The sequence below is a fragment of the Anaerorhabdus sp. genome (genome assembly GCF_036657415.1).
In the GTDB taxonomy this organism is placed as follows: domain Bacteria; phylum Bacillota_I; class Bacilli_A; order Erysipelotrichales; family Erysipelotrichaceae; genus Anaerorhabdus.
Window position 1 is genome coordinate 1 of the sequence record NZ_JAVXGL010000042.1, and the last position, 17,581, is coordinate 17,581.

General features: G+C 31.0%; 18 protein-coding genes and 1 other annotated feature. Of the genes, 13 read left to right on the forward strand and 5 right to left on the reverse strand.

Annotated elements, in window-relative coordinates:
* The first annotated feature begins 413 nt into the window (after positions 1–413).
* From RSB60_RS07140 to pheT, 13 genes are all read left to right on the forward strand, one after another.
* Entirely contained in the window at positions 414–1,094 is a 681-nt protein-coding gene (locus RSB60_RS07140; RefSeq protein ID WP_332615414.1) for a peptidoglycan recognition protein family protein, read from the forward strand.
* Positions 1,081–1,839 (forward strand): threonine/serine ThrE exporter family protein, encoded by a 759-nt coding sequence (locus tag RSB60_RS07145; protein WP_323380856.1) that lies wholly within the window; start codon positions 1,081–1,083, stop codon positions 1,837–1,839. Before RSB60_RS07140 ends, RSB60_RS07145 begins: the two co-directional genes overlap by 14 nt.
* A complete protein-coding gene (locus RSB60_RS07150) occupies positions 1,836–2,261 on the forward strand; it encodes a threonine/serine exporter family protein (protein ID WP_323380857.1) in 426 nt (141 codons plus the stop codon). The genes RSB60_RS07145 and RSB60_RS07150 overlap by 4 nt, the downstream gene beginning before the upstream one ends.
* 79 nt (positions 2,262–2,340) lie before the next feature.
* Complete coding sequence (locus RSB60_RS07155; RefSeq protein ID WP_323380858.1) at positions 2,341–2,490, forward strand: hypothetical protein; 150 nt, start codon at positions 2,341–2,343, stop codon at positions 2,488–2,490.
* 9 nt (positions 2,491–2,499) lie between these two features.
* Entirely contained in the window at positions 2,500–2,898 is a 399-nt protein-coding gene (locus tag RSB60_RS07160) for a DUF5411 family protein (protein WP_332475342.1), read from the forward strand.
* Positions 2,898–3,710: a Flp pilus assembly protein CpaB gene (cpaB, locus tag RSB60_RS07165; RefSeq protein ID WP_332615417.1), complete on the forward strand. Its 813-nt coding sequence runs from the start codon at positions 2,898–2,900 to the stop codon at positions 3,708–3,710. The genes RSB60_RS07160 and cpaB overlap by 1 nt, the downstream gene beginning before the upstream one ends.
* Entirely contained in the window at positions 3,691–4,719 is a 1,029-nt protein-coding gene (locus RSB60_RS07170) for an ATPase, T2SS/T4P/T4SS family (protein ID WP_332475344.1), read from the forward strand. Before cpaB ends, RSB60_RS07170 begins: the two co-directional genes overlap by 20 nt.
* Positions 4,716–5,576: a hypothetical protein gene (locus tag RSB60_RS07175; RefSeq protein WP_332615419.1), complete on the forward strand. Its 861-nt coding sequence runs from the start codon at positions 4,716–4,718 to the stop codon at positions 5,574–5,576. The genes RSB60_RS07170 and RSB60_RS07175 overlap by 4 nt, the downstream gene beginning before the upstream one ends.
* A gap of 7 nt (positions 5,577–5,583) precedes the next feature.
* Entirely contained in the window at positions 5,584–6,363 is a 780-nt protein-coding gene (locus RSB60_RS07180) for a hypothetical protein (RefSeq protein ID WP_332615421.1), read from the forward strand.
* Positions 6,364–6,535: 172 nt separating this feature from the next.
* Positions 6,536–6,718 (forward strand): hypothetical protein, encoded by a 183-nt coding sequence (locus tag RSB60_RS07185; protein ID WP_323380864.1) that lies wholly within the window; start codon positions 6,536–6,538, stop codon positions 6,716–6,718.
* Positions 6,719–9,343 carry a hypothetical protein gene (locus RSB60_RS07190; protein ID WP_332615423.1) on the forward strand — a complete coding sequence of 875 codons (2,625 nt, stop codon included), beginning with the start codon at positions 6,719–6,721 and terminating at the stop codon, positions 9,341–9,343.
* Between the two features lie 47 nt (positions 9,344–9,390).
* Positions 9,391–9,596: a binding site (T-box leader), on the forward strand.
* Between the two features lie 37 nt (positions 9,597–9,633).
* Positions 9,634–10,668 (forward strand): phenylalanine--tRNA ligase subunit alpha, encoded by a 1,035-nt coding sequence (gene pheS / locus RSB60_RS07195; RefSeq protein WP_323380866.1) that lies wholly within the window; start codon positions 9,634–9,636, stop codon positions 10,666–10,668.
* Between the two features lie 14 nt (positions 10,669–10,682).
* The gene (gene pheT, locus RSB60_RS07200) at positions 10,683–13,073 is read left to right on the forward strand and encodes a phenylalanine--tRNA ligase subunit beta (RefSeq protein ID WP_332615425.1); all 2,391 of its coding nucleotides are present in this window, start codon (positions 10,683–10,685) and stop codon (positions 13,071–13,073) included.
* A 94-nt stretch (positions 13,074–13,167) separates the two neighbouring features.
* Here pheT and RSB60_RS07205 read toward each other — a convergent pair whose 3' ends face one another.
* The 5 genes from RSB60_RS07205 to RSB60_RS07225 all read right to left on the reverse strand — a co-directional run.
* Entirely contained in the window at positions 13,168–13,914 is a 747-nt protein-coding gene (locus RSB60_RS07205; protein ID WP_332615427.1) for an EFR1 family ferrodoxin, read from the reverse strand.
* Between the two features lie 6 nt (positions 13,915–13,920).
* On the reverse strand, positions 13,921–14,289 hold the full coding sequence (locus RSB60_RS07210) for an ArsR/SmtB family transcription factor (RefSeq protein ID WP_332615429.1): 369 nt from the start codon (positions 14,287–14,289) through the stop codon (positions 13,921–13,923).
* 11 nt (positions 14,290–14,300) lie between these two features.
* Positions 14,301–15,074: a nitroreductase family protein gene (locus RSB60_RS07215; RefSeq protein WP_332615431.1), complete on the reverse strand. Its 774-nt coding sequence runs from the start codon at positions 15,072–15,074 to the stop codon at positions 14,301–14,303.
* Positions 15,075–15,212: 138 nt separating this feature from the next.
* Entirely contained in the window at positions 15,213–15,656 is a 444-nt protein-coding gene (locus RSB60_RS07220; RefSeq protein ID WP_332615433.1) for a GNAT family N-acetyltransferase, read from the reverse strand.
* A gap of 174 nt (positions 15,657–15,830) precedes the next feature.
* A partial coding sequence (locus RSB60_RS07225) for a hypothetical protein (protein ID WP_332615435.1) occupies positions 15,831–17,581 on the reverse strand: 1,751 nt, incomplete at its 5' end.

The window sequence follows — 17,581 nt, forward strand, 5'->3', positions numbered from 1 at the left end:
ATGAAAGAAGATTTTCTTCAAACGTTGAATGTTTGTGTAGAGATTACAAAGGAAGATTGCAAGAATACGTTCTTTTTGAAGAAAATTATTCAAGCGATGTTGAACTTCTTTGCCCCACTTATGTAAAATGACAAAGATGAAATCTATTAGTGTTATTTATAGAATCATGAGTGGAAATTAATGCAATGATTGTAAAATTTAATTATCTTTATAAACAAGACTTTTACATACTTTTTCCAGTAATGTAGGAGTCTTTATTTATTTTAAAAGAAACATGAATTTAATTACTTTATTTGTGTGTTTGATTGATGTTATATTAGTTTAAATATTCTCTTTTAAGGGATGGATTAAATTTAATTTTAATTGGTCTAAAAATATTTATAGAGCCTATGTTCTAATGATATAATAGGGACATGAAAATAAATGATAAGAGACAAACTAAAAAACTAATCCTTCTTGCAAGTTTATTAATTATAATTCTTGTAGTTTTAATATGTTTTCTAAAAATTACTAAAAAACCTGAAAGAGAATGGGCATCTTTTGATGCAAATTTAGAAAATGTTGAAGATATTCCAGTTATTACAAATTTTATTGACCCAACATCGGATAGACGACCTGAAATTGAACGAGAAATCAAATGGATTGTTATTCATGAAACGGATAATCGTGGTTCAAGTGCTAGTGCACTTAATCATGATACTTTCTTGCATACTGATAATTCGCAAGTAAATAGTTGGCATTATACAGTGGATGATAGTGTTATTTACCATCATTTGCCTGATAATGAAGTAGGTTGGCATGCAGGTGATAAGAAAACTGAAGATGGTGGCAATATGACGGGTATTGGTATTGAGATGTGTGTAAACCAAACAGGTGATTATCAAAAAACATTGGAAAATACCGCCAAGTTAATTGCGACACTTATGATTGCATATGATTTAGGGATGGATGAAGTTAAGTTTCACCAAGATTTTTCTGGTAAGATATGTCCACATCGTCTAATTACAGAAGGTCGTGTGAAAGAATTTCGATTAATGATTGAAAAAGAATATAATAAGTATAAAGAACAGGAGAAACAAAATGAATCCAAATAAAGTTATCCAACTTGCGATGAAGACGGGATCACTCTTACTTGAAAGTGGAGCGGAAACATATCGAGTAGAAGATACAATTGTCAGAATTTGTAGTACATATGGAATGACCGATACTAGTTGTTTCTGTACGCAAACAGGAATTATGATGAGTTCAATTTTTGATGGAACAACCTATTCACAAGTTGCCCGTATTCAATCAAGATCCACAAATTTAGATAGAATCGGAAATTTGAATCAATTGTCACGTGATGCATGTTCAATTGAATTACCAGAATATGAGAAACGATTAAATGATATTATTTCTACAAAAACATATAGTGTATTTATGAACATTTTATTCGCTTCAATATGTACATTTGGATTTACTTTACTTTATCGTGGGAAATTAGGGGATGCATTTGTAGGATTTATTTTGGGTGGTATAGTACGCTATTGCACACTTTATTTAGAGTCAAAAGGATTAAACTCATTTTTTAATACAAGTGGCTGTGCGTTCCTTATAACACTCACTGCATTATTGTTAGAGAACTATCATTTGATAGCGAGTAGAAATACGGTTATCATTGGGACGATAATGTTGCTTGTGCCAGGACTTGCGATTACAAATGCGATTCGTGATTCTATTGCTGGTGACCTTGTTAGTGGAACTGCAAGAGCGGTTGAAGCATTATTAATTGCAGTTGCAGTTGCATTAGGAAGTGGGATTGCGCTAACAATTTGGTTAAGTCTAGGAGGTATAATATGATAATAGAAATCATAGGTTCCTTCTTTGCTGGACTAGGTTTTGGTGTCGTCTTTAATATTCATGGTAAGCAACTAGTTGCAGCAGCGGTAGGTGGAACAATTGGATATACAACCTATGCAGTATTAACAAGCTTAGGAGTAGATAATATTATGGCTTTATTTTTATCGTCTATGGTCTTTAGCACATATTCAGAAATATGTGCAAGAAGATTAAAAACACCAGTAATTGTATTCCTTATCATTGCATTAATTATTCTAGTTCCAGGAAAAGGAATGTATTATACGATGCTAGAAATTATTCAAGGAAATACAAACCAAGCAATACTCACAGGAATTGATACACTAGCAAGTGCCGGCGCATTAGCACTGGGAACTATATTTGTTTCGACAGCTACAAAACTATTTTTTAAGAAGATCAAATAACTTAATAGAAATGTTAAGTTTTTTTTAGGATTTCTTTATTCTTCGAGTATTAATAGGTACCGAAAGAAAGGAGAAATTTATGAAAGAGATATTACAAGAATATGGAGGCTTTATTTTATCCATTGTTTTAATCGGTGCCTTAATTGTCAGTTTGAAGAATGGGTTTATTGGTAAAATTAATGACAATATTACAGCGCAGCTAGATAAGATATCTGAAATGGGCGGGTAATCAAATAAAGTGGGTGGAATTGTAAAAATTTATGGAATTATTTTTGTATGTTTAATTGGTATTTTTCTAATGATTAATATGAATACAAGAATATTTATTGAAGATGATATTTTTGAAAGTTCAAGAACCACACAATTATCAACGTTGAATGAGAACTTGTATCTAGGTGAATTGTTTGCGAATGGCGAATATCGTATTGAAATAGAAGACACGATTGATTCATGGATTAAAAATTTTAAAATTAATAAAGACACTAAATTGACATATGTTGTCGATATAATTGATATCCATGAATCACCACCTGCAATCGCAGTGAGAATAAGAGGATATTCAGATTTATTATTGAGTGAAGATGCTTTAGAAATTGACTATACAAATGTTGTTATGTTAACAGAAAGGAAGGATTAATGGATCAACAAAAAATTAATTTTTTTAGAAAACATAAAGGCTTAGTAAGTATGGTGTTGACATGCCTAATGGGTATATTATGCATAGCTTATTACTATCAAGTCATTGAAGATGTAAGTGAATTAATAGAAGTGCCAGTTGCAATTCATCCATTAGGATCAAGAAAAATCATACTCGAAGAAGATATACAAATGATAAGGGTTCCAAAGTGTATAACACTAGAAAATGTAATCCTCGAGAAAGATGAAATTTTAGGTAAGTATGTAAAACCTTATCAATCAGTCGCAACCAATTCGCTTTTTTATGAAGAATTAATAGCGTTAGAAGAAGATATGAATGATGCTAATTTATTTTCCTTAAATGAAGGTGAAGTTGCGATGTCACTCGATGTAAACATTAAAACATCATATGCCAATTCTATTCTTGTCGGGCATCGAATTGATTTGTATTTCCTGGGTAAAGTTACAATAAATGATGACTACAATAATCAAGCTATCGTTCATGGAGAAATTGTAAAAAATGCACGAGTTATTGCAGTAAAAGATGAGAATGGAAAATCAATTGATGAAGATTCAGAACGAGAATCTAGTGTTATTGTTGTTGCTTTAACACAAGAAGATGCCCATTTAGTTGCGGTTGGAAAAGCGATGGGAACGATTAATCCGATGATATCGTATGACAATATTAATCAAGCCGGAACTACTAATTATTTTGATTTAGACAAGATTAAAAATATTATTCTAGGGAATTCAGTAGATGTAACCCTAGTTCCATATATTGAGGAAACAAGTGATGAATCAAACATTCAATGATATCGATTTTGGAATACTAGATACATTATTAAAACAAGAGGATGTTACTGATGTGTCATGTAAAAATGGTAATGAGGTATGGGTTACATCGAATATAAATGGACACTATTGCAGTTCCATTAAAATACACGAGAATGAGATTACTAGAATTGCCAACCAAATAGCCAATAAAATGCAAAAAGAATTTAATCCATCACACCCAAATTTGGAAGGTGACATTCAAAATGAAGATGTTGATTATCGAGTTGGCTGTGTACATCAATTTTTATCACCACTTGGAACAACAATAGTTATAAGAAAAGTTCGTAAGAAATGCTTTTTAACATATGAACATTTAATTCAAGATAACTCAATCACAAAAGAAGCTCTAGACTTATTAATACTGGCTACCAAAGGGAAAGCAAATTTATTATTTATAGGAGAAACAGGGAGTGGAAAAACAGAATTACTAAAATTTTTAATGACTTATATTTCAGTTCATGAAGTTGTAGTTACTATAGAAGATTCTATGGAATTTAATATGCATGAAGTTTCACCCCAAAATTCAGTAACTAGTTTTAGAGTGCGCAGTAATTTTAGCTATTCAGATATCATAGCAATGTCACTTCGCCTTAATGTACAAAGAATATTACTACAAGAAGCTAGAGGGGTAGAAGTTAACGATTTGATTGATGCGATGTCAACTGGGCATACTGTAATGACAACAATGCATGCGCGTTCTGCTGATCATGTAGTTTCGAGAATTATGCAAATGATTAAGAATCCTAATGAAGAATATACCTCTTTAAAAAAACGAATTTATGCATTATTTGACTTAATTATTCGCTTAGATAAATTTCAAACAGAAGAGGGAATTGTTAGGAAAGTAACATCTATTACAGAATTTATTTATGATCCAATTCAAGATAAATGTGAGAGTAATGAAATTTATTATTGCGGCAAAATAAAAAATCATCTATCACAAACACTTTCTAAGCAATTGCTGAGAAATGCAGAGGTTAAGTTATGATAGTGCTATTCATAAGTTATTTAATAATCCTCATATTTATCTTTTATAAAAGAAATAAAGAACCATTTTCATTAGAATCACAGGTATTAAGGAAGATACTTAGCTATTCTTATTTTGAGATTGCAAAACAATGTAATCAGCTTGGCTATGAATATAAGATTAAATCCTATGTTAAGGAAATTATTATGGTGTTTATAGTTTTAGGTGTAATTTGTCAATTTACGATAAACAATTGGTTAGTAACTATCGGTATTTGTAGTATCTATAGTCTATGCTTACCAATTATTCATTTGCAGCGAGTTTATGTGGAGGCACAAGACTCTATTAATGAAGGATTATTTACTTATCTACAAACTGCATTGATGTTATTGAGAGAAAATAAAACAGTATTTGATATTTTAAAACTTTGTGAAGAGTGTTGTGAATATCCAATTAAAGAAGATCTTCATGAAATCAATGCTTATATTTCGAAAACAGGAAAAATTGCAGTTGCATTAACTATGTTCGAAAAGAAATATCCAAATTCATTTGTCAAAAATTTAAATATTGTTATGAAGAATAAAAACAATGAAGGTGCGTTAAGTGAACAATTGATAGATTATTTTTATATGGATGTAGAAAACTTTGAAGTCATTCTAAATGAATTTAAAAGAAAAAGAAAAGCTAATCACACACTTTTCTATTTAATTGAATGCCTTAATGCATTTGGTGTTTTAGCACTTAGGAATTTTGTTTCACAACAGAATCTTAATTCTTCATCGAAGTTAGTAAATGTTTTCTTATTATTCTATGTTTTAAACTTAGTTACTATTTTGTTATATGAACAATGGTGCAATAAAATTAATTATTTTGAATAAAAAGGAGGTGGAAATTATTATTTATATATGCATATTTTCAATTATTGTTGTTTTAGGAATTATCAGAATAAATCAAGAAAATTTAGAAAGTATTAAAGGAGAACTAAAAACGAGTTTTGTTGAATTTGATTATGATTTTATGTTAAATCGTTTATATAAAGATAATGCAAGAAAGAAAGTGGAAAAAAGATATGTTATTACAATTGCTGCTTTGTTTTTTGGTATTCTTATTTTTGAAAGTGAAACAATCACAAAGACTTTATTTTATTCAATAGTAAGTTCAATAATTATTTATAAAATACAATATTTATTTGTAAAACAAAAGTATGAAAAAAATCTTAAACAAGCAGAGATTGAATTTCCCTATTATTTAAATGCACTAAGTATTTTAATGCAAAACAATACTGTCGCTGTTTCATTATTAAAATCTATTGACACGGCACCAGCAATATTTAAAGAAGACATTAAAACATTAGTCTATGACATCCATCAAGGAAAAAAGGTGGGAGTTCAACCCTTTATTGATTTTGCGAATAAATTTCCACAAGTTAAAGATTTAAATAGAATCATGCGTACATTGTATAATTTATCAATTACTATCAACAACAAAGAAAAAATAATGTCATCGTTAGCTAAATTATCAAATGAAAAAGTAAACAGTGCACGGAAAGATAAATTTGATAAATATCTAGATAAACAAGCGCTTATCCCTTGGGTTTCATTTTTATGGGTAGGTTTAGTCATAATTGCAATGTTCTCTACTATCAATCTAGGACAGATTATTTAGTATGAAGGTAACAATACAAATATATTCATTTCTGCTTATTTTCTGTGTCCTATTGTTTATAATTCCTCAAGTAATTTCAATTGCCATGATTTATCGTATTTGCAATTCTACCGCTTCCTATGTTGTAGAAATCATTGAGGTTAATGAAGGAGTGGATAATCAAGGAGAAGTAATGAGAAAAATAGAAAACTATATGGAGAATCATTCAAAAATAGAACTGAAAATCGAAAAGGAAGATATAGACAAAACCTATAATACCTATGAAGTAACTTGTTTTAATAGATTTCACATCGCAATTTTAAATTTAGATTATGAGATTAAAGCATCTAAAAATACAAGGCGGGTGATTTATTAAATGAAAAAAATATTTGTAATCTTATGTATTCTATTCGGTTTATTTTTTAGCTTTGATACTCATGCTGAAGAGGGATGTTCTACAATGACTTACTATTCTAAGAAAGAGTGGGTGCAATATCAAAATTTATTTGATGCGGATTTTAAAAAAGAAGATAGTCATTTTATAAATTCACGATCAGTTGTGATTAAGCAAAACATATTTGGAAAGGTAGATAGGATAAATAAAGTTGATTCGTCTGTTTTTTATGGCAAATCAGTTTATACAGCGGGAGGAAGCAGTGATATCAATTATCCAACAGTTTTCAGTATTGGTTTTGGTAAGACAATACAAGTAGGTAAAATACAATTTCAAATCGAAGCAGTGAATACAAAAACAAAGAAAGCGATAAAGAAGAATGTCTATGTCAATGCAAGTCCTAGTCTTCATAATGGGAGTACTGTTTATTCAAAAGAGAATAAAGTATTGAGTACAGATGATAATGAAAGGGTGACAATAGATTTAGGATTTAAAGAAATAGGTTCCATTGAAATATTTTTTGAAGATGATGCGGATGAAAATTCATATACACTTCATTCATTTCAAATACTTGAATATAAAGTAAAAGAACATGTGGAATGGGTAACTGATGAGATACTAGATACAGAAACTAAAAGTATTACTATGTGTGCAAATCAAGGTAAATATAACCCTGATGGAACAGATGGAAAATGGTTGAAAGAAGCTGCCACATTATTTTCACCGAGTGTTAGTATAATAAGTGATTATGTTCCAATTATTACTTCTAGAGATATTTCATATGATATAGGAAAAACGGATTACATTAGTCCTTATAGTACACCTGTAATTGGTAAATGGATGGGAGGATATACAAGTGGAATTATGGGTTGGTCTGTTATGAATAATACAGATATTAACTATTTTCGCTCCTTTGGCGTAAATCATAAAGAATTTCCATATATTCAAACATCACCTAATATGGGCGTAATTTACGAGGCACATCCACGATATTGGACAAGTTCTCACCTTCCTAATTATTTTGCAAGTTCAAATAATTCTGGGTGGTGCAAGGAGGTTACTGGAAGTTCTAAAACACCTTGTTTTAAAATGGGTGGACATACAAACGACAATCGCTTAAATTTATATGATGTAGAAATATTCAATTATCAAAATGTTGTGGATCCAACACTTAGATTAATCAAAAATAGTAAGTATATTTTAATTAATTTAGACACAAAAGAGGAGAAACAAATAGATGAGGGCATAGATGAAATTAAAAGATTCCATTTCAAGGAATCAGGTAGATGGATACTTCGGGCAAGAATAGAAGATTTAGCTAATAATATTGGTACCAAAGACTCAAAGCCATTTTTAATTGATAATCAAAATCCAAATGCTAACTTTGAAGTGACAAGTGAAGATATGACAAAACCTTTTCCCATTCGTATTATTCCTTATGATGAACATTCAAAAGTAAAAAAATGGAGTTATAGTGTATCAAAGGATGGGGGAAAAACGTACTTCAACCATTCTGAAATATTGACTATACCAGAAGATTCATTTTTAGTCAGTGAAACAGGTGATTATGTTGTAAAAGTTTATATTGAGGATAATGCTGGAAATACCAATATAGTTGAGTCGACTCTATATAACGTACTTATAGAAAGCGCAAACTTTCAAAATGTGTTATCACCGACATATACAATTAACAAACCTAATCCATTGTATCTTCAAATAAAATGTGAAGTGTGTAGTATTGAACCACAAAAGTTACTCGTGTTTTTAGAGGGTAAAGAAATCATTAATCATAGTATTGATAAGGTAGATAATAATCTTGTTTTTGAATTTATTCCAATAACAAATGAAAAGTCAAAATTAGAAATAAAAATAGCTGATAAAGTACTACAACTTGATGTTTTTGAAAAAAGTAAAGAGTTTAAAGAAACTAGTAATAATCAATTAGAATTTAAGGGTATTGTCGCAAGTGGTATATCATCTTTTGAAAGTCAATATAATTTCTATGAAACGATACTTGTAAAGTATTATCAAGACAAACAAGTTTACTATAGTGGTGAAGGAATCGATAATAAAGTCATCCTGCAATCTGTGAATGAATGTGCCAAAATAGAAAACTATCATTGTGTTATGAGTGATAACAGAACACTGAATCATGGAATGGCACGAATGAAATATCAAGATGGTGCAAAATCACTTGAAGATAATTTCAAAATTAATAATCAATTTGTTGTAGAAACTAACTACAAAAAAGAAATGGGTGAATTCTTGTTGCCCCAGTTTTATTTAGAAAGAAAAGAAGGAACTGTATATACGTCACCGCAGAAGTCAACCATAGATGGGGGTAGAAAGTGGTATACAAATCCATTAGCGGATTTGAAAAGCTATTCAATTATTGCAGAAGGTACCAACTTAGGCTTTAATGAATTTAAATGGCAATTCAATAAGCGTTATGACGTGGATAGACATTATTTCGAAACATTTACACTACGATTTGCAGATCCTAAGAATCCATTTCCAAATAAAAAATCAAAGCTATGGAATAATCGTGAAAAGTGGTTCTTAGACTTGAATATAAATAAGACTATTCGCCAAGAGATTTTGGATTAATGCGAAAAGCATTGCAAAAAAAAGTAGAATTGGCTATAATTTAAACTGTTAAAGCGTACTAAAGGATTAGTAGTAAGAAACAAATTGTGTAGAGAAAGTGATGAACGGTGAAATTCACTTACAAGGCGACTTATGAATTCACCTTTATAGTGAGATTAATCATCTCCGGGAGTTTCCCGTTATCAAGGATTAAGGTGTATCCCATTTTTAATGGGGTAAATCAGGATGGTACCGCGATATAATCGTTCCTGTATAGGGGCGATTTTTTTTATGAAAAAGGAGAATTTGTTATGGAAAAGGTACAACTCGTACAACAAGAAGCATTAAAACAAGTTGAATCATGTACAACAATGGATGAGTTACAACAAGCACGTATTACTTATCTAGGTAAAAAAGGACCAGTGCAAGAACTTATGATGTTGATGAAAGATTTATCAGCTGAAGAAAAACCGACATTTGGTCAAGAAGTAAACCAATGTAAACAAGCAATTGCAAGCGCTATTGAAGAGAAACAAAAAATACTTGAAGTTAGTGCAATGTCAGAGAAATTGGAGAAAGAAAAGATTGATATCACATTAGCAGGATATGAACCAACACTAGGTACGTTGCATCCTCTTTCAATGATTTCCCAAGAAATTGAAGATTTGTTTATAGGAATGGGTTATGAAGTTGCGGAAGGACCAGAAGTTGAATTAGATTTATATAATTTTGAACGCGCTAATATTCCAGCGGATCATCCAGCAAGAGATATGCAAGATACCTTCTATATCAATGCGGAAGAATTGCTTAGAACACATACAACTGCAATTCAAACACGACAACTTGAAAATGCGAAAGGTCAATTACCAGTAAAAGTAATTTGTCCAGGTAAGGTCTATCGTCGTGATGATGATGATGCAACTCATTCACATCAATTCACACAAGTTGAAGGATTAGTAGTGGGTGAAAATATCACTTTAGCAGACTTAAAAGGAACATTGAAATTTATGGCAGATAGAATGTTCGGCGAAGGAAGAGAAATCCGTTTTAGACCTTCTTACTTCCAATTCACTGAACCATCTGTTGAAGTTGATGTAACATGTCATATTTGTGGTGGTAAAGGATGTTCGGTATGTAAAGGTACTGGTTGGATTGAAATTTTAGGAGCTGGAATGGTTCATCCAAATGTACTTGAAATGGCAGGGTTTGACAGTAAAAAATGTAGTGGTTTTGCATTTGGAGCAGGTATTGAACGTATTGCAATGCTTAAATATGGTATTGATGATATACGTAATTTCTATATAAATGATGTTCGTTTCTTAAAAACGTTCAATCGTTTCGATTAAAGGAGGGAAGCAATATGAAAATAAGTACAAATTGGCTAAAAGAATATGTTTCTCTTGAAGGAGTAACACCATTACAACTTGCAGATGCATTAACAACTGCAGGGCTTGAAATTGAAGGAGTAGATCCAGTTGCAAAGGGAACTAATTTGGTAATAGGAGAAGTATTGACATGTGTCCCACATCCAGATTCTGATCATCTAAATGTATGCTCAGTTGAATATGGTGAAGGACCAACACAAATAGTTTGTGGAGCTCCAAATTGTAAGACAGGAATTAAAGTAATAGTTGCAAAAGTTGGAGCTGAACTTCCAGATATCACAATTAAAGCTGCAAAAGTTAGAGGTCAAGAATCTAATGGTATGCTTTGTAGTTTAAGAGAACTTGGAGTGAATGAAAAATATTTAACTGAAGCACAAGTTAATGGAATAGAAATTCTTCCAGAAGATGCTGTTGTAGGAAATACAGAAGTATTAAAATATTTAGGTTATGATGATGTTGTTCTAGATGCTTCACAAACACCTAACCGTGCTGATTGCATGGCTATGTGGAGTGTTGCATATGAAGTTGGAGCTGTACTTCGTAGAGAAGTGAAACTTCCAAATTGCGAGAATACTTCAAATACAGGTAGTAAAACTACATTAAAAATAAACTCTACATCTGAAAAATGTCCACATTTCTTAGGTAAAGTAATAGGGAATGTTACTGTAAAAGAATCACCTAAATGGATGATAGATTATCTTCATGCAGCAGGTATACGAGCAATTAATAACATTGTTGATATTTCGAATTATGTCATGCTTGAAACAGGACAACCACTTCATTTCTATGATCTTGCTAAAATGCCTCATCGTGAAATTACTGTTGTTGATGATGTTGAATTAAAATTAACAGCACTTGATGGTATTGAATATGATGTGCAAAAAGGTGATTTAGTAATTACTACTGGTGGAGAACCTACAGGTATTGCAGGTATTATGGGTGGAGATGACAGCAAAATTGATGAAACTACTAAAGGTATAATCATAGAAACTGCACACTTTAACCATGTATCAATTCGTAATACATCAAAACGTTTAGGATTAAGTACAGAAGCGGCATCAAGATATACAAAAGGTTTAGAACCACTGGCACAAAATAAAGCAATGGATCGTGCTGTGCAATTATTAATTGAACTGGCTGATGCAACTAACTTAGAAGAAACAGTAGAATTTGGTTCATCAAATTATAAACCTGTTCAAGTAACAGAAACACTTGAGCACTGTAATAAATTATTGGGAACTAACTTTGAATTAACTGAAGTTGTAGAAGTGCTAAAAGCGTTAAACTTTAATCCAACAGTAAATGGAACAGCAATAACTTGTACAATTCCAAGTTATCGTACAGATATTTTAATTCCAGAAGATATTGATGAAGAAGTAATTCGTCTAATTGGTTATAATCGACTAGAAACAACACTCCCTACAATGGAAGCAACAGCTGGGCAATTATCACATCGTCAACTATTACGTCGTACTACAAAAGCTACAATGACAGGCGTTGGGTTAAGAGAAGTAATAACTTATACATTAGTTAAATCACAATTTGTTGATGAGGCAGTATTACCATTTGGTGAACATATTCACCTTGCATCACCAATGAGTGAAGATCGTAAATATGTTAGAAATAATTTAATGCAATCTTTGTTAGAATGTGTTTCATATAATCAAGCAAGAAGTGCAACAAATGTTAATTTATTTGAAATTTCAAATGTTTATGAAAAAGATATTGTACAAGAAAGAGTGGGTATAATTCTTTCTGAATCATTACAAAAATCAAAACTACATAAGATTGAAATTAAGAGTGACTTCTATACATTAAAAGGATTGTTGACAGTATGGTTAGATAAATTAGGTTTCAATAGTAATCGTATTACAATCAAAGAAAATACATTGGATACTAAACATTTTCATCCATATCGTAGCGCAACAATCTATCTTCAAAATGAATTAATAGGAATTTTTGGTGAAGTTCATCCATCACTTGTTAAAGAATGGGATATTAAGCCATGTGTTTATGCTGAAATCATATTTGATTGTTTAGTTCAAAATAAAACACAAAAAGTAAAATTTGCACCACTTGATCGCTATCCTTCAGTATCAAGAGATATAGCATTAGTTGTGGAACAAAATGTAAGTGCTCAATCAATTTTAGAAATCATCCAAAAAGTTGGTAAGAAGTTAATCAAATCAACAGAAGTATTTGATATCTATCAAGGTGATCATGTTGAAAAAGGATATAAATCTGTTGCATTGAGTATTATATACCAAGCAAATGATCATACATTAAAAGATGAAGAAGTAAATGAAGTACATCAAGAAATTTTAAAGACATTAGAATCAAATCTCAATGCAAAATTAAGAGGATAAAACTTAGTTAAAAGATGAGATAAATTAAACCCCGTAGGGAAGACACGATGAAGTGACCTACGGGGTTTTATATATCTTGTTTTAAGAAGAGAGATTATTTTGGACAAGTGTATCGCATCATCGATTTAGTACGATTGCCATATTCAATTGCCTCAACAGGGCAACGATTAATACAAGCCATACAATGAGTACAATTATTTTCCCATACGGGCTTTTTATCGTTCATATGAATATTGTTCAATGGACAAACAGTAACACATTTTCCACATGAAATACATTTATCAGTTGCATAGAATTTTTTCGCACTTACAAACAGCGGATAAAACATATCATTTATAATACCACTGTTTAACTGGTCTTTTATTGTTATAGGTGTGCTTGGAAAAGACTGATTCTTTTTGATTGTCTCAATTGTTTTATCAATGTCAACTTCTGCTAATTCAATGATATGAAGTGACTCTTCTTTGGAAGGTGTTGAGAATAATGCAATATAGTTTTCGGGCATGAGAATTGGAAAGCAACCGCGATAATTCATGTTTTTCATATGACACAATTTGTTTAAATATTTTTCAGAATTTCCAATACTTCCTGCACAAGTCATTATGAAATAAATATCTTTATTCCCTAAAAGCGTAGTTTTTTCAATCCAGTTATAGAGTATTCGTGGAATTCTCCATGAATAAGTAGGTGCTACAATAATCCATGGTTTGTCTGATTCAAGATTAGAGTAATCATGTTCACGAATCTTATTCAAAAGATTCATTGCTTGGTCTTCAGTTTTTTCACATATTCTTTTGGCAACATATTCACTGTTACCAGTTGCAGAAAAATATAAAATCATATTTACTTATCCTTCCTTTGAACTTGTCGGTTGATAGCTAATTGATTGGACACTGCCATAAATTAAATTAATTAAGTTAGCAATATCTTTCCACGCTGTTTCATCAACGCTCAAGTAATAAAAATTTTTAGTTCCTTCTTTTCTCATAGTCACAATTCCAGAATCTTTTAGGATTTGTAAGTGATGTGAAACAGAAGGACGTGTTAGATGAGTTTTCTTTGCGATTTCTCCAACACGTATTCCAGATAAATCACTTTCTAACAAGACAAGTAGAATCAATTGTCGAGTTTCATCACCAATTGCAGTGAAAGCATTGCGACATTCCTTAAAACCGATAACTATTTTTTGTAATCGTTCTTCACACTCTTTAGACATTTATAATCCTCCTACATATAACGAACATCAATTTTTTCATGCTGTGTAGAGCGAAGAAATTTTACGTTAGGATAACCAAGTACAAGGGTCATTGCTACTTTTTTACCTTTTGGTAATTTCAAAGCTTTTTTAATCTTAAAAGACATATTAGCTGCCATTGTAAAGTAACCGCTATACAATACACCAAGTCCGTGTGCCTCACTAACAAATTCCATGTTTTGTGCTGCAAGCAGACCATTCGTAGAACTCTTCGCTAAAAGCAAAATGACTAAAGGGGCATCAAAAAAGAAGAAATGGTCATTTATTTTATTGTTTTTTGCCATTGGACTAAGCATATCCGCAAAGGGTTTTACTTTTTTGAATAAGCTAACTGCTAATTTTTCAATTTGATCTTTCTCTTTATCAAGGACAATATAAGAAACATCTTGTGAGTTTTTAGCGGTATGAGTTAGTCGACCTGCTTCTAAAATTTGATCAATCACTTCTTTTGAAATTCTATCTTGTTTGAATTGTCGGATGGTTCGACGGTAACGAATAACATCTAAAATAGCGTTTGGATCTAAACGAACATCTTGTAATTTTTCGATTTGTTCTTCATCATAACCACTTATTTTTATGGCTTTTTTAGGACATATTGCAGCACATTGTCCACACATAACGCAATCATTTAGAATAATTTCAGCTTTATCTTCATGCTTTTTTATGTTGTGGGCTACACAATTTTTTATACAAAGTTCGCAACCGATACATTTGGACGTATCGATGTATATTTTATGATTTTTCATGACAGAGTCCTTTCGTTAAACTTCGTTAACCATTATATAAGACCTGTATATTGAATACAACATTGGTAAAGAAAGTCATTACGATAAAGATAAATATTTTCTATCCTTATGACTTTTCGATGAAAATTTAAGAAATTATTATTTAGTGTCTATTCTAGTCATGTTTTTAATTGTTTTATTCCGATAAATTAAATCGTTTCTTTTTATGAATCCACATTTTTCCCAAAAAGCGTTTCCTTTTTTATTGGTATCAAATACGACAAGTGCAACTTTAGTTATTTGCTCATTCTCTAGGGCGTCTAGTGCTGCTTTAACTAAAACAGTACCAATTCCTTGATTTTGTTTTTCAAGTGCGATTGCAGTATGGTAAATATAACCTCTACGGCCATCGTGTCCACTAATAATTGCACCAACAATAACGTTATCATCTAATGCAACAAAACAAGTATTGGGATTGCGATTTAAATATCTTTCGATTCCTTCTTTTGAATCATCTAAATTATTTAAGCCCATACCAGGAGTGTTTATCCATAAGTGGTAAATATTCTCGTAATCTTCAATTGTCATTTTCCGTATTTGCATAAAAATCCCCTTTATTTTTTATTGAATTGTATAAGCGAAAATTTATCTTTTCTTAATCGTAGCCCTTCAGTTTATATCTGTCAAATACAATTATACGTAGTACTTACAATTTTTATGTAGAGTATTAGAATCAAAATAAAACCACAGGATATACGAATTCCTGTGGTATTAATTCTATCTATTCATTTTCTTTTTGATTAGTAAGAAGAGTATAGTAATTCCTGTAACTAGTGATACATATAAACTATATTTTTGAATTGGTGTTTCATCATAACGACAAAGATATGTAGTTGCATCATTAGCGTTGAATCCAACAAGCGTATTATTAGCTTTATACGTTGGTACTTTATCAATGATTTCTCCTTGAGCATCTAGCGCATAGACTTGATATCCTAAGTAATAGGTTATAGGGAGAATATAAGATTGATTAGGTTTAATGTTTTCAATCAATAAATTAGTACCTTCTCGTGTTAACGATGATGATACACTATTTCCTAAACTATCTGTTACCTCGTTAGACAATTCACGATAATCAGGAGAACCTTCAGGTAAATAGTCTGCACCTGCTAATTCAACGCGAACATAGAATGCTGAGTAAAAGGGATCGATAATCGAGCCATCAATGAGACTTGCGTATGACGTATCATAGTTAATACCAGTAGTTCTTGTCAATACTGGATAAATATGCCAAACTCCTTCACCAATTAATAGTACACAACAAACAATTGTAATCAAGAGTGGTTTTATTTTGAAATCGAATAAAGCAATTGAAGCGGGAATTATTAAACAACAAGTGGTCAACATAATAAGACGCCATGTGAATTGAATTAAACCGAAGAATACCATATATTCCCAAGGGAATATATCTAAAGGTAAAAGTAAGAAAATATATCCTAAAATCAACGAATGAAGAATAAAAGGATTCTTGTTTTCTTTTTTTCTGAAAAGATAAACGATAGGTATAATCATCATGAAATAACCAGGATTGAGTAGCATAGACATATCTTTTGCATATCCATGTGTTCCATAACCAAACACGGTTGTATTTGCGAAATACTTCCAAAGTTCAACTGAACTATCCGCAAGAGAACTAGTAGAAGTATAATAACTTAAGTAAAAATTTTGTGAAGTCATTTGTTCAAGCATTGGAAATATAAAGAAAGCAGAACAACCCACGGAAACAATAAATGCCTTGAAAATTGCGATAATAATTTCCTTTGAATGTATCCAATGTTTAATTCTAACAATAAGAAAGAAAATAAATAAAATACATGCGAGTATAAATGTAATGTTATGAGTAAGTGCTAAACAAGTAAAACCTATCACAAGATAATACCATTTTTTTGTATCGGTATATAAAACATAATAGATACCTAACAAAACAAGTGGAAGAAATGCAAATCCCATTACTTCTCCCAATGAACTACGTACATATACATCGGTAATTCTGTAATTACTAAATAAATAAACGGTACCAGCAATATAAGGTGCATAATTATTGTTTGTTACAACCCTACACAACTTCATTGCGAAATAAGAAGATAAAAAAGTAAATACCATTATGATGAATACATAACAAACACTGACACTAATACCCAAATTGTAAAGTAGTGCAGGGATGATTAAGAAGAAGTCACTGTAAAACATAGGACTTCCATAACCGAAATTCATGTTTTTATAAGGGTAGATACGTGGGAGAAATACACCATCTTTAAATGATTGTGCTAATCCTTCAATTCTACTTAAATGAAATAAGGTATCATGTTCTAATGGTAAAAAGTCTTTAATTAAAAATGGATATGCAAAGATTATGGTAATTATTAAACTAAATAATAAATATTTGTAATTTTGCTTCAACCATAATTTCATATTATCCACCGAAGTACCAAGAAGGTAGCCATTGTAGTAAACGTACATAACCGGAC

Coding starts and splice junctions, on each gene's coding strand:
- RSB60_RS07140 (WP_332615414.1), top strand. CDS start 414: ATGAAAATAAATGATAAGAGACAAACTAAAAAACTAATCCTTCTTGCA.
- RSB60_RS07145 (WP_323380856.1), top strand. CDS start 1,081: ATGAATCCAAATAAAGTTATCCAACTTGCGATGAAGACGGGATCACTC.
- RSB60_RS07150 (WP_323380857.1), top strand. CDS start 1,836: ATGATAATAGAAATCATAGGTTCCTTCTTTGCTGGACTAGGTTTTGGT.
- RSB60_RS07155 (WP_323380858.1), top strand. CDS start 2,341: ATGAAAGAGATATTACAAGAATATGGAGGCTTTATTTTATCCATTGTT.
- cpaB (WP_332615417.1), top strand. CDS start 2,898: ATGGATCAACAAAAAATTAATTTTTTTAGAAAACATAAAGGCTTAGTA.
- RSB60_RS07170 (WP_332475344.1), top strand. CDS start 3,691: ATGAATCAAACATTCAATGATATCGATTTTGGAATACTAGATACATTA.
- RSB60_RS07175 (WP_332615419.1), top strand. CDS start 4,716: ATGATAGTGCTATTCATAAGTTATTTAATAATCCTCATATTTATCTTT.
- RSB60_RS07185 (WP_323380864.1), top strand. CDS start 6,536: ATGAGAAAAATAGAAAACTATATGGAGAATCATTCAAAAATAGAACTG.
- RSB60_RS07190 (WP_332615423.1), top strand. CDS start 6,719: ATGAAAAAAATATTTGTAATCTTATGTATTCTATTCGGTTTATTTTTT.
- pheS (WP_323380866.1), top strand. CDS start 9,634: ATGGAAAAGGTACAACTCGTACAACAAGAAGCATTAAAACAAGTTGAA.
- pheT (WP_332615425.1), top strand. CDS start 10,683: ATGAAAATAAGTACAAATTGGCTAAAAGAATATGTTTCTCTTGAAGGA.
- RSB60_RS07205 (WP_332615427.1), bottom strand. CDS start 13,914: ATGATTTTATATTTTTCTGCAACTGGTAACAGTGAATATGTTGCCAAA.
- RSB60_RS07210 (WP_332615429.1), bottom strand. CDS start 14,289: ATGTCTAAAGAGTGTGAAGAACGATTACAAAAAATAGTTATCGGTTTT.
- RSB60_RS07215 (WP_332615431.1), bottom strand. CDS start 15,074: ATGAAAAATCATAAAATATACATCGATACGTCCAAATGTATCGGTTGC.
- RSB60_RS07220 (WP_332615433.1), bottom strand. CDS start 15,656: ATGCAAATACGGAAAATGACAATTGAAGATTACGAGAATATTTACCAC.